The sequence below is a fragment of the Archangium gephyra genome (genome assembly GCF_042230915.1).
In the GTDB taxonomy this organism is placed as follows: domain Bacteria; phylum Myxococcota; class Myxococcia; order Myxococcales; family Myxococcaceae; genus Archangium; species Archangium gephyra_B.
On sequence record NZ_CP102578.1, the window covers coordinates 9,794,723 to 9,818,498 of the forward strand.

At 69.8% G+C, this 23,776-nt stretch carries 22 protein-coding genes; 8 read left to right on the plus strand and 14 right to left on the minus strand.

Translation table 11 applies throughout. The features are described 5' to 3' along the window. Positions 1 to 12: 12 nt before the first annotated feature. The 3 genes from lysA to mutM form a co-directional block, all read right to left on the minus strand. Positions 13 to 1,254, minus strand: coding sequence for a diaminopimelate decarboxylase (gene lysA, locus NR798_RS38560; RefSeq protein WP_375767561.1), 1,242 nt, complete (start codon positions 1,252 to 1,254; stop codon positions 13 to 15). 158 nt (positions 1,255 to 1,412) lie between these two features. Continuing rightward, the gene (locus NR798_RS38565) at positions 1,413 to 3,209 is read right to left on the minus strand and encodes a TIGR04551 family protein (protein WP_375767562.1); all 1,797 of its coding nucleotides are present in this window, start codon (positions 3,207 to 3,209) and stop codon (positions 1,413 to 1,415) included. Positions 3,210 to 3,286: 77 nt separating this feature from the next. Then, entirely contained in the window at positions 3,287 to 4,144 is an 858-nt protein-coding gene (gene mutM, locus NR798_RS38570; protein ID WP_375767563.1) for a bifunctional DNA-formamidopyrimidine glycosylase/DNA-(apurinic or apyrimidinic site) lyase, read from the minus strand. 156 nt (positions 4,145 to 4,300) lie between these two features. On the opposite strand from mutM, the gene NR798_RS38575 reads away from it, so the two are divergent. Continuing rightward, on the plus strand, positions 4,301 to 4,906 hold the full coding sequence (locus NR798_RS38575; protein WP_375767564.1) for a superoxide dismutase: 606 nt from the start codon (positions 4,301 to 4,303) through the stop codon (positions 4,904 to 4,906). Between the two features lie 72 nt (positions 4,907 to 4,978). On the opposite strand, the gene NR798_RS38580 is transcribed toward NR798_RS38575, so the two are convergent. Then, positions 4,979 to 5,887: a Ku protein gene (locus NR798_RS38580; RefSeq protein WP_375767565.1), complete on the minus strand. Its 909-nt coding sequence runs from the start codon at positions 5,885 to 5,887 to the stop codon at positions 4,979 to 4,981. A gap of 242 nt (positions 5,888 to 6,129) precedes the next feature. Here NR798_RS38580 and NR798_RS38585 point away from each other — a divergent pair, with 242 nt between their 5' ends. Further along, entirely contained in the window at positions 6,130 to 6,954 is an 825-nt protein-coding gene (locus NR798_RS38585) for a M48 family metallopeptidase (RefSeq protein WP_375767566.1), read from the plus strand. Between the two features lie 4 nt (positions 6,955 to 6,958). Here the strand turns inward: NR798_RS38585 and NR798_RS38590 are convergent, their stop codons facing one another. Then, positions 6,959 to 8,029, minus strand: a complete 1,071-nt coding sequence (locus tag NR798_RS38590) for a YihY/virulence factor BrkB family protein (protein ID WP_375767567.1) — start codon at positions 8,027 to 8,029, stop codon at positions 6,959 to 6,961. A gap of 258 nt (positions 8,030 to 8,287) precedes the next feature. Here NR798_RS38590 and NR798_RS38595 point away from each other — a divergent pair, with 258 nt between their 5' ends. Next, positions 8,288 to 8,884, plus strand: coding sequence for a hypothetical protein (locus tag NR798_RS38595; RefSeq protein ID WP_375767568.1), 597 nt, complete (start codon positions 8,288 to 8,290; stop codon positions 8,882 to 8,884). Between the two features lie 104 nt (positions 8,885 to 8,988). On the opposite strand, the gene NR798_RS38600 is transcribed toward NR798_RS38595, so the two are convergent. The 3 genes from NR798_RS38600 to NR798_RS38610 form a co-directional block, all read right to left on the minus strand. Further along, on the minus strand, positions 8,989 to 9,978 hold the full coding sequence (locus NR798_RS38600) for a DMT family transporter (RefSeq protein ID WP_375767569.1): 990 nt from the start codon (positions 9,976 to 9,978) through the stop codon (positions 8,989 to 8,991). A gap of 173 nt (positions 9,979 to 10,151) precedes the next feature. Continuing rightward, the gene (gene queG, locus NR798_RS38605) at positions 10,152 to 11,171 is read right to left on the minus strand and encodes a tRNA epoxyqueuosine(34) reductase QueG (protein WP_375767570.1); all 1,020 of its coding nucleotides are present in this window, start codon (positions 11,169 to 11,171) and stop codon (positions 10,152 to 10,154) included. A 17-nt stretch (positions 11,172 to 11,188) separates the two neighbouring features. Then, positions 11,189 to 11,752 (minus strand): cob(I)yrinic acid a,c-diamide adenosyltransferase, encoded by a 564-nt coding sequence (locus NR798_RS38610; protein WP_375767571.1) that lies wholly within the window; start codon positions 11,750 to 11,752, stop codon positions 11,189 to 11,191. A gap of 199 nt (positions 11,753 to 11,951) precedes the next feature. Between NR798_RS38610 and NR798_RS38615 the strand changes: the two genes are divergently transcribed. After that, positions 11,952 to 12,746, plus strand: coding sequence for a thymidylate synthase (locus NR798_RS38615; RefSeq protein WP_375767572.1), 795 nt, complete (start codon positions 11,952 to 11,954; stop codon positions 12,744 to 12,746). After that, on the plus strand, positions 12,743 to 13,222 hold the full coding sequence (locus NR798_RS38620) for a dihydrofolate reductase (protein WP_375767573.1): 480 nt from the start codon (positions 12,743 to 12,745) through the stop codon (positions 13,220 to 13,222). The genes NR798_RS38615 and NR798_RS38620 overlap by 4 nt, the downstream gene beginning before the upstream one ends. Here NR798_RS38620 and NR798_RS38625 read toward each other — a convergent pair. Then, on the minus strand, positions 13,210 to 13,539 hold the full coding sequence (locus tag NR798_RS38625) for a hypothetical protein (RefSeq protein WP_375767574.1): 330 nt from the start codon (positions 13,537 to 13,539) through the stop codon (positions 13,210 to 13,212). The genes NR798_RS38620 and NR798_RS38625 overlap by 13 nt on opposite strands. 189 nt (positions 13,540 to 13,728) lie before the next feature. On the opposite strand from NR798_RS38625, the gene NR798_RS38630 reads away from it, so the two are divergent. Next, positions 13,729 to 15,579, plus strand: a complete 1,851-nt coding sequence (locus NR798_RS38630) for an FTR1 family protein (protein ID WP_375773895.1) — start codon at positions 13,729 to 13,731, stop codon at positions 15,577 to 15,579. A 36-nt stretch (positions 15,580 to 15,615) separates the two neighbouring features. On the opposite strand, the gene NR798_RS38635 is transcribed toward NR798_RS38630, so the two are convergent. From NR798_RS38635 to NR798_RS38655, 5 genes are all read right to left on the minus strand, one after another. After that, positions 15,616 to 17,541, minus strand: coding sequence for a response regulator (locus NR798_RS38635; protein ID WP_375767575.1), 1,926 nt, complete (start codon positions 17,539 to 17,541; stop codon positions 15,616 to 15,618). Then, positions 17,531 to 17,995, minus strand: a complete 465-nt coding sequence (locus NR798_RS38640; RefSeq protein ID WP_375767576.1) for a response regulator — start codon at positions 17,993 to 17,995, stop codon at positions 17,531 to 17,533. Before NR798_RS38640 ends, NR798_RS38635 begins: the two co-directional genes overlap by 11 nt. Before the next feature lie 8 nt (positions 17,996 to 18,003). Continuing rightward, on the minus strand, positions 18,004 to 19,188 hold the full coding sequence (locus tag NR798_RS38645) for an ATP-binding protein (RefSeq protein WP_375767577.1): 1,185 nt from the start codon (positions 19,186 to 19,188) through the stop codon (positions 18,004 to 18,006). Positions 19,189 to 19,388: 200 nt separating this feature from the next. Next, entirely contained in the window at positions 19,389 to 20,909 is a 1,521-nt protein-coding gene (locus NR798_RS38650; protein ID WP_375767578.1) for an MBL fold metallo-hydrolase, read from the minus strand. Further along, positions 20,906 to 22,195, minus strand: a complete 1,290-nt coding sequence (locus NR798_RS38655) for an HD domain-containing protein (protein ID WP_375767579.1) — start codon at positions 22,193 to 22,195, stop codon at positions 20,906 to 20,908. The genes NR798_RS38650 and NR798_RS38655 overlap by 4 nt, the downstream gene beginning before the upstream one ends. A gap of 113 nt (positions 22,196 to 22,308) precedes the next feature. On the opposite strand from NR798_RS38655, the gene NR798_RS38660 reads away from it, so the two are divergent. Together NR798_RS38660 and NR798_RS38665 are read left to right on the plus strand one after the other, a co-directional pair. After that, a complete protein-coding gene (locus tag NR798_RS38660) occupies positions 22,309 to 23,439 on the plus strand; it encodes an ATP-grasp domain-containing protein (RefSeq protein WP_375767580.1) in 1,131 nt (376 codons plus the stop codon). Next, a complete protein-coding gene (locus NR798_RS38665) occupies positions 23,393 to 23,776 on the plus strand; it encodes a GNAT family N-acetyltransferase (RefSeq protein ID WP_375767581.1) in 384 nt (127 codons plus the stop codon). The genes NR798_RS38660 and NR798_RS38665 overlap by 47 nt, the downstream gene beginning before the upstream one ends.

The following is a 23,776-nucleotide window of genomic DNA, read 5'->3' on the forward strand; positions in this document are numbered from 1 at the left end:
CGGCTTATATGTTCAGGGCCGCTCGCCGCGCCAGAGGTCCTCGACGCTCTCCCGCTCGCGCACCACCCGCCAGGCGTCCCCGTCCACGAACACCTCGGCCGGCCGGGGCCGGGAGTTGTAGTTGGAGGCCATGCTCATGCCGTAGGCCCCGGCGGTCATCAGCGCGTACAGCTCGCCCTGCTTGGGCAGCACCAGCTTGCGTTGACGGGCCAACACGTCGGTGGACTCGCACACCGGCCCGACCACGTCCACCTCCACCTCCTTGCCACGCCGCTGCACGACCGGCTGCAGCCCGTGGTGGGCGTCGTAGAGGGCGGGGCGCATCAGGTCGTTCATGCCCGCGTCCACCACCACGAACTGGCGGGCCGGCGTCTCCTTGCGGAAGAGCACGCGGGTGACGAGCACGCCAGCGTTGCCCACCAGCAGGCGGCCCGGCTCGAAGATGAGGGTGGCGCCGGTGTCGCCCGCCGCGGCAATCGCCGTGCGCGCGTACTCGGCGGGCGTGGGGGGCGTCTCCTCGGTGTAGGTGATGCCCAGGCCGCCGCCGATGTCCAGGTACTGCAGCGCGTGCCCCTGGGCCTTCAGCTCCTTGTAGAGCCCGGCCATCTTGGTGAGCGCGGCCTTGAAGGGCGCGGTGCGCGTAATCTGCGAGCCGATGTGGCAGTCCAGCCCCACCGCCCGCAGGCCCTTCATCTTCCTGGCGCGGGCGTAGAGGGCCACCGTGTCCTCGAAGGGGACGCCGAACTTGGACGTCTTCAGGCCGGTGGAGATGTGACGGTGGGTGCGTGCGTCCACGTTGGGATTCACACGCAAGGCGAAGGGCGCGCGCTTGCCCTGGGCGCGGCCCACGGCGTCGAGCAGCTCCAGCTCCTCGGGGCTCTCCACGTTGAAGAAGAGGATGCCGGCGGAGAGGGCCTGGGCCATCTCGTCGGCCGTCTTCCCCACCCCGGCGAACACCGTCTTGGCGGGCGGGCCGCCGGCGGCCTTCACGCGGGCCAGCTCACCGCCGGAGACGATGTCGAAACCACTGCCCTCCTCGCCCAGCAGCCGCAGCACCGCGAGGGTGGAGTTGGCCTTCACCGCGTAGCACACCAGGTGCGGGTGCTTGCCGAAGGCCTCCGTCACCACCCGGAAGTGCCGGCGCAGCGTGGCGGTGGAGTAGACGTAGACAGGGGTGCCCACCGCATCGGCAATGGCCGGCAGGGGCACGTCCTCGGCGTGCAGGACACGCTTGCGATAGCTGAAGTGATTCACGGCGTCCCAGCGTCAGGGGGAGGATTCGAAGGAGGCGGCGGCCGCTGCGCCTCCCGAGGGGGAGCGGGCGGCCGGGGCGGCCCCTTGATACCACAGGCCGCCGCGCCCACTGCCCCGAGTACGACGAGGAGACCACGAAACCGCGACATCACACCTGCCTAGAAGCGGATGCCCAGGGTGCCGCGGATGGCGTGGGCCGTGGCCAGGTCCACCCGCGAGTTCACGTCCGCCTCGTTCAGGCCGGCGAGCGGGAAGAGCACGGACCAGTCCACGCGCGCCACGAACCCATCCTCCGTCTCGTAGCGGGCGCCCACGTTCGTCTCGAGGCCCAGCATCCGGTCCGTGAAGGACGGCGTGGACTCGGCGTAGATGGACTGCGAGTAGATGGCGCTGCCGAAGAGGTCGAAGCCCTGGGTCAGCGTGTAGCGGATGGTGGGCTTCACGTAGAAGGCGTCGGTGACGGTGCCCACCAGCTCGCGCCAGAGGATGTTGTCCACGCGGTAGGCGCGGTTGAAGCGGAAGTTGCGGATGGCGTTGTCGCGGCAGCCGCCGGTGCCGCACTTGAACTGCGGGCCCTCCACGTCGCCCGGCTCGGTGGAGCCGTTCTCGCCCGTGCCCTGCGTGCCCGGGTAGGCACCGAAGCCCGGCGCCCGGTCACCCGAGGCGAAGCCCAGCTCCATCTGCAGGTTGAGCTGCCCGTTGAGCAGCCGGTACTCGCCCACCGCCGCGCCGCCGAAGGACAGCACGTCCAGCGTGTGGTTGAAGCTCGCGTCGCTCACCTCGGCCGCCGTGCGCGCCAGGCCGTTGATCTGCCCCAGGTAGGCGGCCAGCTCCAGCTCCACGCGGAAGTTGCGCTCCTCGTAGCGCAGCCACACGTCCGGGATGTAGAGCGTCGCGCCGCGCGGGACGAACAGGCCCGGCTGCACCGTGCCCTCCGTGTCCACCGCCGGGCTGTAGCGCTGCGTGCGCCAGCTGAAGTGCAGGCCGTAGTTGAGCACGCCCTGGTTGTTGTCCAGCTTGGCCCGCACCTGCTGCGGGGTGTCCCGGCGCGCCACCGCCAGCACCCAGCTGTGGCTGTCATCCGCGCTGGAGATGTCCACCGGCTGGCTCTGCTCGCCGTTGGGATAGGTGTAGATGCCCTCGTCGTTGAACTCGAACATGGGCGTCACGTAGAAGCCGTCGAAGGGCTCCGTGACGAACATGACGCGGTCCACCACGTCGCCGTAGTCACACTCCAGGCAGTTGCCGTCGTTGCGCAGCACGCCCAGGCCCCAGTGCGCCGTCATGCGGCCGAAGCGCAGCAGACCCACCGGCGTGGACACCTCGCCGTAGGCCTCGCGCACCATCACCGAGTCCTTGAGGCTGTTGATGGCCGAGCGCGGGGACACCTGCCCGTCATTGAAGATGTCGAAGAGGTAGAAGTCCTGGTCGGCGCCGCTCAGGGGCGAGGAGCCCAGGATGACGTTGTCCAGCGCGTCCACCTGCAGCTTCACCCGCACCTCCTCGGAGATGTTGAAGGTGGGCTCCAGGCGCAGGCGCATGTCGGCGAAGGACTGGGTCTTCTCCGTGGGGCGCGGCGAGGGGAAGAGCCGGCTCTCCAGGGGCTTGCCCAGGCTGAACTGGTGGTAGAGGTTGGGGCGCAGCCGGTAGTAGCCGTCGAGGGTGAAGATCTCGAGCTTGCGCTTCTCCTCGACCCACTCCTCCTGCCAGTCGGTGGCGAGCGACTGGGTGGCGAGCTGGGCGCGGATCTCCTCGCGCATCTCCTGCTTGGCGGCCTCCACGCGCTTGTCCACCTCCTGGCGGATGCGCTCCTCGGTGGAGTCGGCGCCCTCCGGGGTGGAGGGAGCGGCGTTCTCCTGGGCGGGAGCCGGCGACCCGGACGGGGGCGCGGGCGTCTGGGCGGTGGCCGTGGCGGAGGCGACGAGCAGTGCCGCCAGCAGGGCGTTGGACGACATAGGGGATTCTTCTCCGAGGCCGCGCGAGTGCGGCGGGTGCAAAGGGCGGGCGAGTCAACCGGACCCGGCCGGGGGTGTCAACGACGGCGAGAAGTTGTCTTCCGCCGTCCGTCCGGGGGTTTACGGCCCGGGTGCTTCGGTTGGCACTGGGGACAGCAATGGGTGGTGCGGCCTCCCTGGGGGAAGGACTGCACGGTCGTCCCGCACCGGGCGCAGGCCGTCCCGGCGCGGCCGTAGACGAGGAAACGGTTCTCCGCCCCATCCTCCAGGTACGCGGGCTCCTCGCCCTGCTGCTCCTCCAGGCCGAAAGTGATGGAGGCGTGGATGGCCTCGGCCAAGCGCTGCCACTCCTCGGGCGAGAGCGAGCCGGGCTTGCGCGCGGGGTGCAGGCCGGCGCGGTAGAGCGCCTCCGCGGCATGGATGTTGCCGAGCCCCGTCACGCGGCCCTGGTCCATCAGGGCCACCTTGAGCTCCTGTTTGGAGGGGCCCACGGCCTCCTGGAGCTGCGCGGCGGTGAGGCCATCGGCCAAGGGGTCTCGCCCCAGCTCCTTCACCGCGTCCAGCTCGTGCAGGCGCGAGGCGGCACACGGCTCCATGCGGCCGAAGAGGCGCGAGTCGGCGAAGTGGATGACGTCGCCGGAGTCCAGGTGGAAGCGGGCGCGGCTGTAGGGGACGGCGGCGCCCTCGGGGCGGCGGACGAAGCGGCCCGTCATGCCCAGGTGGGCCATGAGGCCCCAGCCGCCCTCGAAGGTGAAGAGGAGGTATTTGCCGCGCCGCTCCAGCGACAGCAGGCGGCCCCTGAGGGAGGCGAAGTCCTCGCGGCGCGCCCCGCGGAAGACGCGGGAGTCGTCGGCCTCGGCCCGTACCACGCGGCGCCCGTCCAGCCAATGGACGAGGTTGCGCCGGGCGATTTCGACTTCCGGAAGCTCGGGCATGCGGGTGTGCGGCATAACACCATGCGCGCGCCCCACGCATTTCTTACTTGTTGCCGCCCGCACATCTGCGCGAAACAACACCCCGACACACGGCGAGCCCTGAGTAGAAGGGACGCCTTTGTTCAACGCCACTTCTCCCCATCCGGAGGCCCTCACATGGCCGAAATCCAGAAGAAGTACACGCCCATGCAGTTCACCCACCTCAAGGGGCTCAAGGGCATCAGCGACGCGGTGCTCGAGTCGCACTTCAAGCTGTACGAGGGCTACGTCAACCGCACCAACAAGCTCACCGAGCTGCTCTCGGGCATGCAGGCCAAGGGCGAGGCCCTCGGCTCCAACCCGGCCTACGCCGAGATGACCCGCCGGATGGGCTTCGAGTACAACGGCATGGTCCTGCACGAGTACTACTTCGGCAACATGAAGCCGGGCGGCTCCAGCACGCCGGGCGGCAAGCTGAAGCAGGCCATGGAGCAGAGCTTCGGCTCCTATGAGAACTGGCTGGCGGACTTCAAGGCCGTGGGCACCTCGCCGGGCATCGGCTGGGCCGTCACCTTCCAGGATCCGCGCACCGGCTGGCTCTCCAACCACTGGATCACCCTGCACGAGAACGGCAACATCGCCGGCTACACCCCCATCATCGTCATGGACGCCTGGGAGCACGCCTTCGTCCCGGACTACAAGCCGTTCGAGCGCGCCAAGTACGTGGACGCCTACTTCCAGAACATCGACTTCGACGCCTGCGAGGCGCGCCTGAAGAAGTAGTCCTTCAGCGCTTCGCGGCTGTGACGGCGGGTGGGCACCTCACGGGCCCATCCGCCGTTGTCGTTTGGACGCTCAGGCCTTCTTCTTGCCGCGGGTGCGCGCCGGGGTGCCCACCGGCTTCTTGCGGGGCGTCCGCTCCCGCACCTCACGAGCCGCCTGCGGGCGCAGCCGCAGACTCCCCCCGGTGGAGAGCTCACTCACCTCACCACGCACGGCCGCCCTGCCCGCCCGGCTGGCGCGCGGCACCTCCTGCTCCACGGGCGGTGGAGCCTCGGGAGGCAGCTCGCGGACGCCGTGCTTCTGGGCCCGCCGCTCGAGGAAGCCGAGCAACCGCTCGCGGTGCGTGTCCTGGTAGCGCTGGGGCTCGAAGTCGACGGTGCGGGCCTCGACGGCGCGCAGCACGGCCTCCACCTCGGTCTCCACGGGACGGGGCCCGGGCATGGACAGCTCGGGGAAGCTGTCCTGGGAGATGAGCTCGTCCGCGTAGTGCAGGGTGGAGAGGACGAGGCCCCGCCCATGCGGCCACACCACGCACAGGTGCCCCTTGAGGTGCATCACCAGCCGTCCGATGCCGGCCCGGCCCGAGGCCCGCAGCGCCATGGCCAGCGTGGCGAAGGGCCGCAGCGCCTTCTCCCCCGGCATCACGTGGTAGGTGGTGTCGAAGAGGATGGGATCGATCTCCGACAGCTCGATGAAGTCCTCCAGGTCGACGGTGCGGCTGGCCTGCGGATCGAAGGCCTCGAGCTCGCCGCGTGTCACCTCCACGTAACGGCCGGGGCGGACCTCGTAGCCCTTCACCACGTGCTCGAAGGGGACCTCCTCCCCATCGGCCGAGCACACGCGTTTCTGCTGGATGCGGGCACCATCCGCGTCGTGCAGGAGGTGGAATTGCACCTGCCGGGGCGACACGGCGCCGTAGAGCCGCACCGGAACGTGCATGTGCCCGAAACCGAGGGCACCGGTCCAGACGGGACGAGACATATGGGGCCTCCCTGGCACCCGGAGGGGCGCCATCTCCTAAGGTCCGCAGCGCCCGGCGGGGCGGCAAGGCACTCCGCGCTCACGGCCGGGGGCACGCCGGGACGGTAGCCTCCGTGCATTGCATGGCCGTCCACAGCTCGCCGGCTCGCGGGAGCCCACCCGGCAGGGGACGCTTGCCGAGCCCCCGGAACGCTGAGTACGACCCCGGGTCATCCGGCAGCACCAGACAAGGAAGGCGACGCATGAAGCGGATTCTCTCGGTGGTCATGACCCTCTCGCTGGCGATGGGGCTCACGACGGGTTGCGCGAAGGGCCAGAAGCTCAACGTGGGGCGCACGGCGGCCGCCCTGTTCATCTCCGACGAGCAGGAGGCGCAGCTCGGCCTGCAGGTGAAGAAGGAGCTCGAGGAGAAGGAGAAGATCAAGTACGTCGAGGACCCGGCGGTGGTGGAGTACGTGCGCAGCGTGGCCACGCCCATCCTCCAGGCGGCGAACCGCGACCGGCAGAACGTGAAGTGGAAGGTCAACGTCATCGATGACCCGAAGACGGTGAACGCGTTCGCCACGCCGGGCGGCTACCTGTACGTGTACACGGGCCTGCTGCTGGCGGCGGACAACGAGGCGGAGCTGGCCGGAGTGCTGGGGCACGAGGCCGCGCACGTGACGGGCCGGCACTCGGCGCAGGCGCTGATGCTCCAGTACGGCCAGGAGGCGGTCATCGGGGCGGCGCTCGGGAAGAACCCGGGGGCGGCGGCGCAGATCGCCGCGAGCCTGGCGGGCACCGGCACGGGGCTGGCGTTCAGCCGTGGCAACGAGACGGAGGCGGACGAGCTGGGCGCGAAGTACACCTCGGCGGCGGGCTATGATCCGCACGGGCTGGTGACCTTCTTCCAGAAGCTGGCGGCCTCCGAGGGCAAGACGCCGGGCTTCATGAAGTGGCTGAGCACGCACCCGGCGAGCGCGGAGCGCGTGCAGCACCTCAACAGCTACATCGCGCAGAAGGGGCTGACGGGCTCGAACCTGGGCGCGGAGCGGCTGGCCCCCATCAAGGCGCGCCTGAAGAAGTAGCCCCTCAGTGCAGGGAGGAGTGCTGTCCCGGCTCCTCCCGCGGGGACGAGCCCTCGCTGGCGTTCTCCTGGACCTCGGCGGGGGGAAGCACCTCGGGGGAGGCGCGCTCGGCCATGCGCCGGCGCCAGCGCCAGAAGGCGAGCCGCTCCCGGCCCGAGCGGATGCCCTGGGGCGCGCCCTTGAGGTGGGGCGCCTCGATGGGCGGAGGCTTTCCGGCGGCCTGGGCCGCCTCGGCCTCGGCGTGCTCGAGGACGGCATTCACCTCGCCGCCGAGGATGAAGATGAGGCCGGTGAGGTAGAGCCAGAGCAGCAGCACGACGGCGCCGCCGATGGAGCCGTAGGTGACGTTGTAGCGGCCGAAGTGCTCCACGTACTGCGTGAAGCCCCAGGTGGTGAGGAGCCACAGGACGGTGGCGAGCACCGCGCCGGGAGAGAGGAACTTGTAGCGGTGCCGGACGGCGGGCAGGCGCCAGTAGCACAATGCCAGCGCCAACATGACGAGGCTCGCCGTGAAGGGCCAGCGCAGCCAGTACCAGACGGCGTGGTAGATGTTGAGGAAGTGGAGACGCCCGGCGATCCACTCGCCCACATGGCCGCCCAGCAGGAAGAGGGCGAAGGCGAGGGGGATGAGCAGCGAGCCCGCCACCGTCATGAGGATGGCGAGCCCCTGGGTCTTCCAGTAGGGCCGGTACTCGGGGACGTCATAGGCGAGGTTGAGGGCGCGGCGGAACGCGTCCACGCCCCGCGAGGCCGTCCAGAGCGCCACCAGGAAGCCCAGGGTGATGAGGCGGGGCCGGCTGTCCTGGACGAGCGACTGGAGGTGCCCCTGCACCACCTGCATGGCCTCGGCGGGCATGAGCGGGCCGAGCCGCGCCATCATGGCGTCCACGGCGCCCGGGGCGAACGGCAGGTACGCCGCGAGCGTCACGAGGAAGAAGAGGAAGGGGAAGAGCGAGAAGAGGAAGTAGAAGGCGAGCTGCGCGGCGCACTCGGTGACCGCGTCCTCCTCGAGCTCCACCCAGAGGCGCCGGCCGAACTCACGCCATGTCAGGTGCCTGGGCTTGCGGAACGGCATGGCCTCCTCCGCGCTGTCCCGGGTTGAAGACGAGAAGGTGGGCACGGGTGGGCCTCCGTGCAGCAGGAGAGCGGGCAGGCCCTCGCCATCCCCTTCCCCAGTCCGTCGCCCCGCGTTGTCTCTCCGGGGCGGTATCCCAGGCGGGCGGGAGGCCTGCTAGCCTCCCCGTCCACCATGCTTCCGTTACCGCTCGTCGTTCTCCTGACGCTCGCCGCTGGTTCCGACCGCACCGTGCCCGCGGGTTGCCGTGAGGATTTCATGACCTGCCGCGAGGACTGCACCATCGACTACGGTGGCAGCACGACGAAGTACCGCCAGCTCAGCCAGTGCCTCCAGGGCTGTGAGAAGGAGCAGGCGGAGTGCACCACCCGGCACTACTCGCTCCGGGACACGGGCTACGACGCACCGGCCAGGGACAGCGAGGCGCCGGCCGCGCGCATCGAGACACCGCGGGACGGGGTGCGCCGAGGGGTCTACCGGGCCTCGGACTCGGAGCCGGCCGCGGAGCCCGAGCCGAAGAGCGAGCCGGCGTCGGACATGATCAAGGAGCCGGACCCGGACATGGAGGCCGCGCCGGAACCCGCGCCGAAGGCGGAGCAGAAGAGGGAACCAGCGCCCGAGGTCCGGTCCACGCCGAAGCAGAAGAGCACGGTGAAGAAGGCCTCGGCGAAGAGCGGGGACATCCGGATCTTCGGCGAGGACGAGCCCGAGGCCGAAGCGGAGGCCGAAGCCGAGCCGGAACCGGAGCCCGCGCCGAGGTCGGCGCCGAAGCGGATGGAGCCGCCGCCGCGCCCGGTACCGCCGGCGGAGCCCAAGAAGAAGGACATCTCGGACTGGGATCCCAACGAGCGTTAACCTCCCCTCGCCCTCTGGGAGAGGGACGGGGTGAGGGTGCCACGCCCCCCAGGTTGAATCCGCGTCCCCACCCCTCTCCCTCTGGGAGAGGTCAGGGTGAGGGTCTACCCGCGAGCCCGTCCCGAGTCCTCGAGGACCGGAGCCTCCACCATCTCCTCCAGGGCCCGCGGAGGCACTGGAGCAAGAGGAGCGCTCTGGGTCAGCCGCACGCCGGCGATCACCAACCCACCGCCGAGGGCCAGGCCCCAGTGCAGGGACTCGCCGAGCAACAACCACGCGGCGAGGGCGGTGGTGGCGGGCTGGAGGTTGGAGAAGATGGCCACGCGGGAGGCGGGCACCTTGGACAGGGCGTAGTACCAGATGAGGTACGCGACCACCGAGGTGAGGATGGCGAGGTACGCGATGCTGCCGAGCGCGGAGAGGCTGGCGGAGAAGGTGCGGCCGGGCTCCAGCGCGAAGGGAGTCACGGGGAGCAGAAGCACGGCGGCGGCGACCATGCTCCACGCAGTGGAGCGCAGGGGGCCGTGGGCGGCGGCGAAGGGCTTGCCCTCGGTGGTGTAGACGACCCAGGCGCTCACGGCGGCGAGGATGAGGAGGTCTCCCAGGAGCGAGCCGCGCGCCGAGGCCAGTCCGCGGCCGAGCAGCAGCACCACCACGCCAGCGAGCGCGGTGAGGATGCCGAGCGTGGCGCGCGAGGAAGGCCGCTCGTGCCCGCGCGCGAGACTCACCAAGTACACGCCGAGCGGGGTGAGCGCATAGAGCAGGGCCGCGTGGGAAGCGGTGGAGTGCGACAGCCCGTAGAAGAACAGCATCTGGTTGATGGGGCCCGCGAGCAGGCCGAGCATCAGCACGCGGCGCCACTCGGAGCGCGGCGGCAGCTTGGGGCCGGGCGTGAAGAGGAGCAGCAGGCAGAAGACGGTGGCACTGAGGAGGAAACGCCAGAGCACCACGGTGACGGGCGGCAGCTCCTCCATGGCGCGTTTGCCGGCCAGGTACGTACCGGTATTGATCAACACCTGGACGAACAGCGCGGCGTAGATGGGGCCGAGCGGCACCTGACGAGGAGAGACGGCTTCAGTGGAAGAGGCGCGCATCGCTTCGAGCCACGTAGCAGATTGCCCCGTGGCCCGGAACAACGCCCGGCACTTCGCGCGGGTGACGAGTAAGGTGACGCGCTGCATCTGTCCACCAGGCACGCGAACGGCGCACCCGGAGTCCGTCGAGGCGAGCCCTGGGGTACGGGTGCGGAGGGCTCGCCGGGAAGGGGCTACGCGTCCAGATGCCGGAGGGCCCACTGCGCGGCGTGGCGCACCTGCTCGCTGGGGTCCTGGCTCAGCTTCTCCAGGAGGGCGCGGGCCTCGGCCTGCTTCACGGCGCCCAGGGCATACACGGCATTGCGGCGCAGCCCGTCGTACTTGGCCCGCGCGAGCGCCGTGCCGGGGATGAGCTGCTCGTACTGCTCCGGGGTGAGCGCGGCCAGCTCCATCACCCCGAGCTCCGCCACCGCCCGGGGCATGAAGCGCTCGTTGGGGGTGAACACGGGGCTGCGGTTGAGGGGACAGACGTCCTGGCAGATGTCGCAGCCGAAGACGATGTTGTCCATCTCCACGCGGAAGGACTCGGGCACCTCGGCGTGGCGGTTCTCGATGGTCTGGTAGGAGAGGCAGGCCCGCGCATCCACGCGGCCCTGGCCCAGCAACGCGCCGGTGGGGCAGGACATGAGGCACTTGCGGCAATGGCCGCAGCGGTCGCTGGCGGGGCCGCCCGCGTACGCATCCACCTCGGCATCCAGGATGAGCGCGGACAGCAGCACCCACGAGCCATAGGGCTCGGTGATGAAGCACCCGTTCTTGCCCACGTAGCCCAGGCCCGCGCGCGCGGCCCACACCTTCTCCATCAACGGGCCCGAGTCCACGCTGCCGTAGTGGTGCACCTCGGGGTAGGCGTCGGAGAACAGCTTGCGGAAGGCCTTCAGCTTGTCGCGCAGGGTGGAGTGGTAGTCCCGGCTGCGCGCGTAGCGGGCGATGGGCGAGCCCTCCACCCGGGGCTCATCGCGGTAGTAGTTGGTGGCGAAGGCGATGACGGTGCGCGCGCCGGGGAGCAGCCGGGAGACGTCCAACCGCTCGGCTGCCCGCGAGCCCATCCAGTCCATGTCCGCGGCGCAGCCGGACTCCAACCACCCCAAGAGCGTCTCGGAGGGGATGGGCTCGGCGCGCGCGAAGCCGACGAGGTCGAAGCCGACCTGCTCGGTGAGCTGGCGGAGATGTGCGGTGGGCAGCGGAGTCACGGTCCCCTACGTAACGGCTACTTCGTGGGCTTCTCCGGTATCCACTTCACGTCCTCGATGCCAGCCCGGTGGTTGGCGACGCGGGCCATGACGAACAGCAGGTCCGAGAGGCGGTTGAGGTAGACGACGGCCTCCTGCTGGGCCTCGCCCTCGCGCAGGGCGGCGACGACGCGGCGCTCGGCCCGGCGGCACACCGTGCGGGAGAGGTGCAGCGCGGCGGCCGCCTGGCTGCCTCCCGGAAGGATGAAGTGCGTCATGGGCGACAGCTCCGTCTCGAAGGTGTCGATGGCCTTCTCCATGTCCGTCACCCACTCGGCCTTGATCTTGGGAATGTGCTCGGAGGCCTTGGTGCCCACGGGGGTAGCCAGCACGGCGCCCACGGTGAAGAGCTGGTCCTGCAACCGCAGCAGCAGCGCGTCCAGGTCCGTGGGTGTGATGAACAGGGAGCGCGCCATCCCCAGCGAGGCGTTCAGCTCGTCCACCTCGCCGTAGGCATCCACGCGCACGCTGTCCTTGCGCACCCGGCCTCCGCCGAACAGGCCCGTCTCTCCGGTGTCCCCGGTCTTCGTGTAGATCTTCATGGCGGCGCCCTTCTAACGGCTTCCCGTGCGAGACCGCCACCGGAAGCCGCCCTCCCCGTGTACGGCGGGCTCGTACCGGGGGCCTCCGTTGTGGATCCGGCATCCCCCGTGCTCGCGAATGTCGCGCGCTCCACAGCTCGTGGAGTAGAAGCCCGTCCCCCATTTGCGCCTGGCAACGGCCGGGGTGATCGATCGGACCATGAAACAGTACCTCGCCCTGCTCGAGCACGTCCTCCACCATGGAACGAAGAAGAGCGACCGGACCGGGACCGGGACGCTGAGCATCTTCGGCCATCAGATGCGGTTCGACCTCACGCAGGGGTTCCCGCTGGTGACGACGAAGAAGCTGCACCTCAAGTCCATCATCCACGAGCTGCTGTGGATGCTCGCGGGCGGCACCAACGTGAAGGACTTGCAGAAGCACGGCGTCACCATCTGGGACGAGTGGGCGGACGCGGAGGGCAACCTCGGCCCCATCTACGGGCACCAGTGGCGCTCGTGGCCCAAGCCCGGCGGCGGCTCCATCGATCAGATGACCCAGCTCGTCGAGCAGCTGCGCAAGAACCCCGACTCGCGCCGGCACATCATCAGCGCGTGGAACGTGGCGGACCTGGACGCGATGAAGCTGCCGCCCTGCCACATCCTGTTCCAGTTCTACGTGGCGGACGGAAAGCTCTCCTGCCAGCTCTACCAGCGCAGCGCGGACATCTTCCTCGGGCTGCCCTTCAACATCGCGTCCTACGCGCTGCTGACGATGATGGTGGCGCAGGTGACGGGGCTCCAGGCCCACGAGTTCATCCACACCACGGGCGATGCGCACCTCTACCTCAACCACGTGGAGCAGGCCCGCGAGCAGCTGAAGCGCGAGCCGCGGCCGCTGCCGAAGATGACGCTCAACCCCGAGGTCCGCTCGCTCTTCGGCTTCAAGTACGAGGACTTCACGCTGAGCGGCTACGAGCCGCATCCCGCCATCAAGGCGCCCGTGGCCGTATGAGGATCTCCGCCATCGTGGCCATGGCCACCAACCGGTGCATCGGCCGGGACAACACCCTGCCCTGGCGGCTGCCCGCGGACCTCAAGCGCTTCAAGCAGCTCACGATGGGGCACACGCTCGTCATGGGCCGCAAGACGTACGAGTCCATCGGCCGGCCGCTGCCGGGCAGGAAGACGGTGGTGGTGACGCGCCAGCGGAACTACGCGCCCGAGGGCGTGCAGGTGGCACACTCGCTGGAGCAGGCGCTGGAGCTGGCGCGCGGCGATGACGAGGCCTTCATCGCGGGCGGCGCGGACCTCTACCGGCAGGCCCTGGCGCATGTGCGGCGGCTGTACCTCACGCGCATCGGCCAGGATTACGAGGGCGACACCTTCTTCCCCGAGGTGGACCTCTCCGGCTGGAGGCTCATCTCCGAGGAGCACCACCCGGCCACCGCCACCGAGCCGCCCTTCTCCTTCCTCACCTACGAGCGGTAGAGGCGGTAGAAGCGGAAGGGCTTGGGCCACTCGCGGCGGGGCTTGAAGGCGATGGCCACCTCCTGGCCGCCCAGGGCCGACTCCGTGAGCACCACGTGGTCCTCGAAGGCCCTGGCCCGCTCGAACTCCTCGTCCGTCACCTTGCACACGGCCTTGTAGAAGGGCCCCGAGAGCCACTCGGCCACCTCGGGCGCGTCCCGGAACTTCAGATACGCCGCCAGGGACGCGTGCGCCGCCGCCAGCACCGCGAAGCCCGTGGGCACGCTCTCGCGGATGAGGATGTACATTTTCAGGTGCCCACTGCCGTCCGCGCTCATAGGAGGACTCCCGGATGCCGGTGACGCCCTCGCCGACGCCCCGACCTCCCGGTATCTGACGGTGCACCTCCGCGCCGTTCCACGCCCGGTAAGCCGCACTGTTGGATGCGATGCCAACGGCCTCCCGGTGAATCTTGATTTTGATTATCAAAATTGAAATGGGGGCGGAGGACTGGTACACCCTTGGCCGTGAAGCGCACCGGCCTCCTGCTCCTGTCCCTGCTGCTCGCGGCGCCCCTGGCCGCCGCCGATGAGGGTGCGTCCGAGGGGCGCACCTGGCACCGCCTGGTGGGCATCCTCCAGTACCTCCAGGCCGACTACCCGATGGCGGTGGAGTCGAAGTCCGACTTCGAGCTGGCCGAGCAGCGCAGCTTCATCGCCGAGGCGACCGAGGCGGCCGGAGAGCTGGGTCCCCGGGGCGAGGCGTTCCTGCCGCGCCTGAAGGAGATCAAGGCCCGGGTGGACAAGGCCGAGGATGCCGAGGGCGTCAGCCGCGACTGCGGCGAGCTGGTGGAGGATCTGGTGCTCGCCGGGGGCCTGGCGCGCAGCCCGCGCACCCCGCCGGACCTGGCGCTGGGCGAGAAGGTGTTCCAGCAGGACTGCGTGGCCTGCCACGGCAAGGACGGGCGCGCGCAGGTGCCCCTCGCCGCGACGATGGAGCCCCCGCCGGCCAACTTCCACGACCCGGACACCATGGCCGGGCTCACCCCGTACAAGGCCTTCAACACCGTGGGCTTCGGCGTACCCGGTACGCCCATGCCCGGCTTCCCCACCCTCTCCGAGGAGGAGCGCTGGGCCGTCTCCTTCTACCTCTTCACCCTGCGCCAGCCCGCGTGCGAGGGCAACCCGCCGCGCGTCTCGCTGGAGAAGCTCGCCAACGCCAAGGACCCCGAGCTCGTCCAGGCCCATGGGCAGGAGCACCTCGCGTGCCTGCGCCGCAAGATGCCGGACGTGGACGAGGAGCGCGGCCTGCTCACGGCGAGAAGCCATGTGGAGCAGGCGCTGAAGCTGGGCGCCGCCGGGGACTCGGCCGGGGCGCGCAACGCGCTGCTGGACGCCTACCTCAACGGGCTGGAGCCGGTGGAGGTGATGCTGAGTGCCCACAATCCGGAGATGGTGCTGAAGCTGGAGAAGGCCTTCCTGGCCACGCGGCTCGCCGCCGAGCAGAAGAGCCCGCACCTCCAGGACGAGGGCCGCATCCTGCTGTCCCTGCTGGACGAGGCGCGGCGCGGCAGCGGCACCACCGCGAGCTTCATCTCGGTGCTGTGGCTCACCCTGCTCATCCTCCTGCGCGAGGGCTTCGAGGCCACCGTCATCGTCGCCGCGCTGCTGGCCATGCTGCGCAAGATGCAGGCGACGGCATACGCGCGCGTGGTGCACGCCGGCTGGGTGTCCGCCCTGGTGCTGGGCGCCCTCCTCTTCATCTTCGGCCGGCACCTGCTGGGCGGCGCCAACCGCGAGCTGCTCGAGGGCGTGGCCGCGCTCGCCGCCGTGGTCATGCTGCTGTACGCGGCCCTGTGGCTCAACGCACGCGCCAACATGAGCAAGTTCATGGGCGAGCTGCGCGAGAAGATGCAGGGCGCGCTCGGCAAGGGGAGCGGCGTGGGCCTCTTCGCCATCGCCTTCTCCGCCGCGCTGCGCGAGAGCGTGGAGACGGCCATCTTCCTGCAGGGACTCTCCCTGGACTCGCCTTCCGGCGTGGCCTGGGGCTGTGCCGCGGGCGCCGTGGCCCTCACCGTGCTGGTGCTCTTCATCAACCGCGTGGGCTACAAGCTGCCCATGAAGACGCTCTTCAAGGCGTCCACGGTGCTGCTCGTCGTCACCGCCATCATCCTGCTCGGCAAGGGGCTGCGTGCCCTGCAGGAGGTGGGCATGGTGCCGCTCAAGCCGCTGCCCCTCTTCACCTTCGAGCCGCTCGGCATCTTCCCGGATGCCATGACGCTCGTGCCGCAGTTGGTGCTCACGGCCATCCCGCTCGCCCTGCTCATCATCAAGCGGCGCGGGGGCACCACGCGGCTGGCGGACGCCTCGCAGGGCTGAGCGCTCACGGGGGAGCCCGAGGGCCCCCCCGCTCCGTCACGACGCGGCGGCCAGCAGCGACTGCACCAGCCCGCGCAATTCCTGGGTGGAGAAGGGCTTCTCCACCCGGTGGTTGGGCACGTGGTTGAGGAAGGCGCGGGCATTGGCCGTGAAGGCGCCTCCGGTGAGGAACACCATCCTCCCGGCCAGGCCCGGCGAGTGGTTCGCCACCGCCTGGTGCAGCTCCATCCCGCTCATCTCCGGCATCATCAAATCGCACAGGATGAGGTCGAAGGCCTCTCCGCTGGTGAGCCGCGCCTGGGCCTCGCGCGCGCTCGTCAGCGCGACGACCTCGTGCTCCCGCTGGAGCGTGCGGCGGATGGCCATGCCGATCATCGGCTCGTCATCCACGACGAGGATGCGGCCCCGCCGGGTCGCCGCGACCACCACGGCCTCCTTCGGCGGCTCGCTCGGGCGCACGGCGGCGGCGGCGCGCAGGATGACGCGGAAGGTGCTGCCCTTGCCCACCTCGCTCTCCACCTCCATCCGCCCACCGAAGCTCGTCACGATGTCCTGGCAGATGGGCAGGCCGAGCCCCGTTCCCACGCCCACCGGCTTGGTGGTGAAGAACGGCTCGAACAACCGCTCCAGGTTCTCCGCTGGAATCCCCGAGCCCGTATCCCTCACCTCGATGGCCAGGCCCTCGGCATGGGTGCGCGTGAGGACGCGGATCTCATTGCGCTCCACGCTGCCCTCGGGGATGGCCTGGGCCGCGTTGACGAGCAGGTTCACCATCACCTGCCCGAGCCGGCCCTCGTTCGCCTCGGCCACGAGCTGATCCGTGAAGTCCCGCACCAGCCGCGCGCGGTGCTTGATCTCATTGGAGGCCATGCTGATGGCGCTCTCGAGCACGCGGGTGACGTCCACGGGCTCGGGCCGCGCCTGCTCGTCCGCGCGCGAGAACATCTTCAGCTGCCGGACGATGTCGCGCACGCGGGTGGCCCCGAGCTGCGCGTCGGCGACCAGCTTGCGCACGTCGTCCTGCTCACCGCCGGGCAGCTTCAACCGGGGGAGCACGTCCGACTCCAGGTGGCCGAGGTTTGCCACCGTGAAGGCGAGCGGGTTGTTGATCTCATGGGCGATGCCCGCGGCGAGCGTCCCGAGCGAGGCCATGCGGTCGGCGCGCACCAGGCGGGCCTCCATCTGCTTGCGCTCCGTCAGGTCGCGCACGAGCCAGACGATGCAGGGCTGGCCATCGAACACGCTGGGGGCATGCGCGAGTTCCACGAAGACCGGAGTCCCGTTCTTGCGCAGCATGCGGATCTCCATGGGGGGAGCCTTCGCCGCCAGGTTCTTCTGGTCATCGCGGGGGAGCAACGCCCGCGCCTCGGCGTGGATGAACATCCCCTCCAGCTCGGCCCGCGAGCCCCCCAACAGCTCGTCCACGGACGAGACACCAATCAGGGAGATGAGCGCGGGGTTGGCATAGACGAGCCGCTCGCCCTGCGTCACGCCGACCCCATCGGGCAGCCGCTCGATGAGCTCGCGGAAGCTCGCCCGGGACCGGCGCAGCTCCTCGAGCGTGCGCGCATGCTGGAGCGCATAGCGGATGGAGCGCGCCAGGAGCGTCGGCGACAGCTGTGACTTGTCGAGGAAGTCGGCGGCCCCGGCCTTCAGCGCCTGTTCATCCAGCGCCTCGTCGCTCATGCCCGTCAGCAGGATGACCGGCCCGAGCCACCCCTGCTGCCGCATCCGCGCGAGCAGCTCGAGGCCCGTGCTGGCATCGAGCCGGTAGTCGAGCAGACACACGTCATGGCGGCCGGTGCGCAGCTCCTCGAGGGCCTGCTCGCCGTTGTCCACCCACTCGAGCACCATGCGCCCCTGGCTGATGGAGCGCAGGGCGTCACGCGTCAGGACGAAGTCATCCTCGTCATCTTCGACCAGCAGGATGCGGATGAAGGACTGCTCTGCCTCAGGTTTCATGGGGACCGGCTGTGCGTGGCAGTTCGACGATCTGGAACCAATGCTTGTCCAGTACCTTCACGACCTCGACGAGGCCATCGAAAGTCACGGGCTTGGAGATGAAGCAGTTGGCGCCCAGGTCATAGCTGCGAAGGATGTCCTCTTCGGCCTTGGAGGTGGTCAGGACGACCACGGGAATCTGCCGGAGGGACGGGTCGGACTTGATCTCCCGCAGGGCCTCGCGGCCGTCCTTGCGGGGCATGTTCAGGTCCAGGAGGATCAACCCCGGCCGCGGGGCGTTCTTCGGATCCGAGTAGGCGCCGCGCCGGTACAGGTAGTCGAGCAGCTCCTCCCCATCCTCGACGAACCGGAGCTCGTTCATGAGCCGGCTCTCCTGCATGGCCGTGCGGGCGAACTCCCGATCGTCCATGTCGTCATCCGCCATCAGAATCGTGACGAGTTTTCGGTGTGGCATGGGTCCTCTTACCGGGGTGGAATGGGCTTGAGCGGCAGCTTGACGATGAAGGTCGCGCCTTGGCCGGGCTTGCTGCGCGCATCGATGCTTCCGCCGTGTCTCTCGGCGATCTTCCGGCAGATCGCCAGGCCGATCCCCGTCCCCTCGTACTTGCCGCGCCCGTGCAGCCGCTGGAACACGTTGAAGATGCGGTCGAGGTACTTCTCGTCGAAGCCGATGCCGTTGTCGGCCACCCGCAGCTCGCACAGCCCGGCGTCCTCGTCGACGGTGGCGTGGAGGGAGACGGAGGGAGCCACGTCCTCGCGGCGGAACTTGAGGGCATTGCTCACGAGGTTCTGCAGCAGCTGCCGCATCTGCATCGGCTCGGCCTCGAGCGGGGGCAGCTCCCCGAGCGTGATGGACGCGCCCGCCTGCTCGATGGCCGTCTCGAGATCTCCCAGCACCTCCCGGGCGATGCGCGCGAGGTCCACGGGGACGTAGGTGGGCGCCTTCGAGGAGACGCGCGAGAAGGAGAGCAGGTCGTCGATCAGCCTGCGCATGCGGCCCGCGGCGCTGTTCATCCGCTCGAGGTAGTCGCGCCCCTCGGGGCTCAAGGCCGCGGCGCACGTCGTCTTCAGGCGCTCGCCGAAGGTCTGGATCTTCCGCAGCGGCTCCTGCAGGTCATGCGAGGCCACGGAGGCGAAGCTCTCCAGCTCCCGGTTGGACTGCTCCAGGCGGAACTGGGTCCGCTTGAGGTCGGTGATGTCCGAGAGGATCATCGTGACGCCGATGACCTGAGTCCCCGAGCGGACCGGCGACAGATTCACCCCGTACCACTCGGGGCCGGCGGACAGCCCGGGCCGGATCTCGTAGCTCACGGGCTCTCCGGTGGCGAGGACCCGCCGGACCTGGCTCTGGATGTAGGCGGAATGCTCGGGGTCGGTGAACTCGTAGAGGTTCCGCCCCACGACCTCCGCGCGGGTCATCCCTGGCAGGGTGTAGTTGATGAAGCGGATCCGCTCGTTGGCGTCGGCCGTGATCATCATGGCGGGCGACTGCGTGATCAGGGCCTCGAGACCGAAGTGCTCGGTGGACATGCCGCGCTCCACGAGCCTGGCGGACAGGTCATTGAGGGCCGCGGCCAGCGGAGCCAGCGGCCCCGTCCCCTCGCGGCACCGGACCTGGGGCTCGTTCGCCGCCAGCCGGGCGACCATCGCGAGCAGTTCCTCGACCGTCGTCTCACGGGGCGGAGGGCATGACTCGGACGGAGGAGAGCCCTCCCCGGCACTTCGGCGCGTTTCCAAGCAGGTGCCCCCTGGCATCACTTCGTGTCGACGGAACGAGGCTCCCACCGAGCCTCACGGCTACATCTTGACGGGAAAAAAGCAGCTGAACAAACCGCCCCCCTGGAGGTTCAGGTGCGGAAATAGCGGCCAGCCTCCTCCCGCACCCGGCGCTCGCCCAGCAGCTTCAACAGCACCGCGAGTGCGCTCCGCTCCGCCACCGGGTGTAGGAAGGGCGGGGTGTCCGAGTACGCCCGCTCCACCACCTGCGCGAGCGTGGCCCCGTCCGCCGGCACGGCCTCCACGATGCGCGCCTCCCGGGCCGCCCGGTGGTCCAGGTACTCCTGGAGCTTGCCCGGCCCGTCCGGAATGGCCGTCCCATGCGAGGGGTGCAGCGTCGTCACCGGCCAGTCCCTCAGGCGAGCGAGCTGCCGCAGGTACTCGGCCATGTCACCCTCGGGCGGGTCGATGACGATGGTGCCCACGCTGGCCACCATGTCGCCCACCACCGCCGCCTGCGTCCGCTCGTCCACCAGACACAGGTGGCCCCGGGCGTGCCCCGGCGTGTACAGCACCCGCCAGCGCTGGGGCGGGCTGCCCGCGAGCTCCAGCACCTCGCCGTCCTCCAGCAGCCGGGCCGCCGGCACCTCCACCCGGTCCGCCGTCCGCGCGTGGCACCACAGCGGCACCTTCAACCGCTCCGTCACCCGGCGCACGCCGCCCACGTGGTCCCCATGGTGGTGCGTGAGGACCACCGCCTGGACGCGGTGCCCCTCCGCCACCAGCGCGTCCACCATCCCCAACAGCCGGTCCACCTCGGCCTCGTCGTCCGCCCCCGGGTCCACGATGAGCAACTCGCCATTGCCCAGCACGTACGCGTTGGTGTGCGTGGCGGGAGGCAGCGTGGCCGTGAGCAGCGGGAACACCCGCACGCCCTGGTGGAACTCGATGCGCCGGGCGATGAAGTCCGGGCAGTCCGGCGGCTCGCGCAGGCGCGCCAGGGCCCGCTCCGGGGTGTCGAAGTCCGCCATCACCCGCAGCACATGGAGGGCGGGCGGGTGCAGCAGCGCGGTGCCCTGCTCCCAGCGGGCCAGGGCGTCGGCCGGCTTCACCCACGCGGCCTCCGACAGCTCCCCGGGCCAGCACTCCGCCTGGGCGTGCTCCGGCATCTCCACCAGGTAGAAGAAGGTGTCGAAGCGCACGGGCGCGAACTCCGGCGTCACCCACCGCCCCGCGTCCGGGAAGTCCTCCGCCCGGAGCACCAGGCCATGGCGCTGGAGCAGCTCGGACCACGTGCCGCGCTTCTCCAGCAGCGCGCTACGGGCCTCCCGCACCTCCTCGGGACTCAACCGCCAGGCGCCCTCGGCCACCAGCACCCCGGCCTCCTCGAGCAGCTCGCGCGCCGCGGCCACCCGCAACGCCGCGTCCTGCCCCGAGGCCCCGCGCACCGGCACCAGTGCGTCCGTCTTGTCCACCTTGCCGCCGGGGAAGGCGTAGAAGCCCCCGGCGAAGGCGAGCGCCTTCTCGCGCTTCACCCAGAAGACCTCCACGCCCTCGGGCGTCTTCCGGTACGGCACCACCACCGACGCGGGCCTCGTCGCCGCCACGGCCACCGGAGGGGGCGGAGGCATGCCGGGAATCGCCTCGCTCATGACTGCACCGCCTGTCCCAACAGCCGCGCCATCATGTTGCGCGCGTCCTCTATCTGATCCGGCCGCACGTACAGGCGCGACAGCCGCACCGCGCCGCTGTAGCGCTGGTAGAGCGGCGTGTAGCGGGCCACCTCCGTCAGCCGGCCGGTGGACATGTCGGCGATGAAGAGGCTGGGGCCCGAGCCCTCCGAGAAGTACTTGGAGAGCACCCCCTTGGACTCCACCGTGAAGTGCTCGAAGCCGCCCGTCACCAGCGCGCTGCGCAGCACCTCCAGATCGTACCCCACGTCCCGCTCGGTGAACTGCGCCAGCAGCTTGAAGCCCCGGCGCGTGGAGATGCGGTCGGCCCACCGGTTCTTCGAGCGCCGCAGCGTGTACCAGAGCGCCACGTCATCGCAGGCGAGGAAGGCCTCGGGGTCCGAGGGAATCTCGAACTCGCCGGGCGCCTCCTCGTAGTAGCGCCGCAGCATGTAGTCGAAGTTCACCGAGGTGTGGTGGTAGTAGACCGAGACGAACATGTGGTAGCGGCTGAGGAGGAAGTCCTCGAAGGCGAACGCCGCCGCCCGGCTCAGCGCCAGGTAGACGCGCCCATCCTTCACCGCCGGGTTCAGGTTGGAGATGAGCCAGTCCATGTCGTACCGGCCATAGTTGACCCCCGTGTAGAAGGAGTCGCGCACCAGGTAGTCCATGCGGTCCGCGTCCAGCTCGCCGGACACGATGGCGCGCAAGAGCGGCGTCCAGTCCACCCCCGCGTGCGAGAAGCCCGGATCCTGCGGCGCGCGGGCGCCGCTGATGAGGCCCACCACCGCCGGGGGGGTGATGCCCAGCGGCCCGTAGCGCTGCTCGAGGATGGGGGTGAGCGAGCTGTCCAGCAGGAGCTTGGCGGTGAAGTCCTCGTGCGTCGCCTGCTCGCCTTCCGCTACGGCATCCAACCAGGGAGGCAGCCTCAGGGAGGCACGCGCCGGGGCGATGCGCTCCGAGGCGTGCGAGAGCGGCATGTGGCCCAGGTCGTGACACAGCACGGCCAGACGCACCGCGGCACTGAAGCGGGCCCGGACCTCGGCGGGCAGACTGGAGCGGGCGGTGACGGCCTGGAAGACTCGGGAGGCGACGTGCATCGCGCCCAGCGAGTGGGCGTGCCGGGTATGGGTGGCGCCTGGGAAGGCCAGGTCGCCGAAGCCCAACTGCCGGACGTGGCGCAGCCGCTGGTAGTAGCGGCTGTCGATGACGGCCTTCTCCTCGTCACTCACATCGATGGTGCCGTGGATGGGGTCGCGAATCCGCATGGTTCTCCTCTCATACTTCCGGGACCAGCTCGGCAGCCAGCCAAACGGGCCATCTGTGAACTGTCATCCCCCGGGGGGACGTGTTAACCCTCGCCACCGCACACGCACCACGCATGCATATCGCCATCCTGTACAACCGAGACCATGAGCTGTTGGAGGACGACCCGGGTCGGGAAGCGCGAGAGGACGTGACGCGCGTCGCCTCGGCCCTGGCCGACGCCCTCTCCCACGGCGACACCCATGCCGAGCCGCTCGCCGTCGAGGGCTCCGGACTGGAGTTCGTGGACCTGCTCGCCCGCATGCAGCCCGACCTGGTCATCAACCTCTGCGAGTCCGTGGCCGCGGACGCCCGGGGGGAGATGATCGTCCCCAGCCTGCTGGACATGCTGGGGCTGCCCTACACCGGCTCGCCGGCCCTCTCGCTGGGCCTGGCGCTGCACAAGGACAAGGCCAAGGAGATTCTCAAGGCCCGTGGGGTGTCCACGCCGGGGTTCGCCCGGTTGGACCGCGTCGAGGACGCGGCCACGCTGGAGCTGCCCTTCCCGCTGATCGTCAAGCCCGCGCGCGAGGACGCCAGCGTGGGGATTACGAGCGACTCGGTGGTGCACGACCGGGCCGCCCTGGGCCGTGCGGTGGAAGCGGTGCTGCGCACCTTCCAGCAGCCCGCCCTCGTGGAGCAGTTCATCGCCGGGCGGGAGATCTACGTGCCGCTGCTGGGCAACTCCCCGCGCCGGACGCTGCCGCTCACGGAGATCCGCTTCGGCGAGTACTTCGAGCAGCGGCCCAACATCGTCACCTACGCGGCGAAGTGGGAGGCCGGCTCGCCCGACTACCAGAACACGCCCGTGGGGCCGTGCGTGCTGGAGGACCCCGCGATGGAGGCCCGGCTCGTGAAGACGGCGATGGAGGCCTTCGCCGCCCTCGAGTGTCAGGACTACGGCCGCGTGGACCTCCGGGTGACGCCGGAGGGTGTGCCCTACGTCATCGACATCAACCCCAACTGCGATCTCCACCCCGAGGCGGGATTCGCCAACGCCGCCCGCGCGGCGGGCCTCGACTACCCCGCTCTGGCCACCCGGCTGGTGGAAATCGCGCTAGAGAGAGCCCATGCCCATGGACATCCGACCGCTCGAAGGAAAGGACCGGGAGCCACTCGCCTCCCTGATCCGTCGAATCGAAACGTTCTCGCAGGAAGAGGTGGGAGTCGCGATCGAGCTCGTCGATCTCGCGCTTCAGCCGAATAACCCCGACTACAAGATTCTCGTCGCGGACCGGGACGGCACCCTGGTGGGTTACGTGTGCTACGGCCCCACGCCGATGACGGAGGGGACGTACGACCTGTACTGGATCGCCTCCGACCCGACGGTGCGTGGACAGGGCATCGGCGCCTCGCTCATCTCCGGCATGGAGGCGGACCTGCGCCGCATCAAGGCCCGCATCATCCGCGTGGAGACGAGCGCCACCGAGGCCTACGGCCCCACCCGCGGCTTCTACGCCTCCATGAAGTACAACGAGGAGGCGCGCATCCGCGACTTCTACAAGGTCGGCGACGACCTCATCATCCTCACCAAGCGGGTCTAG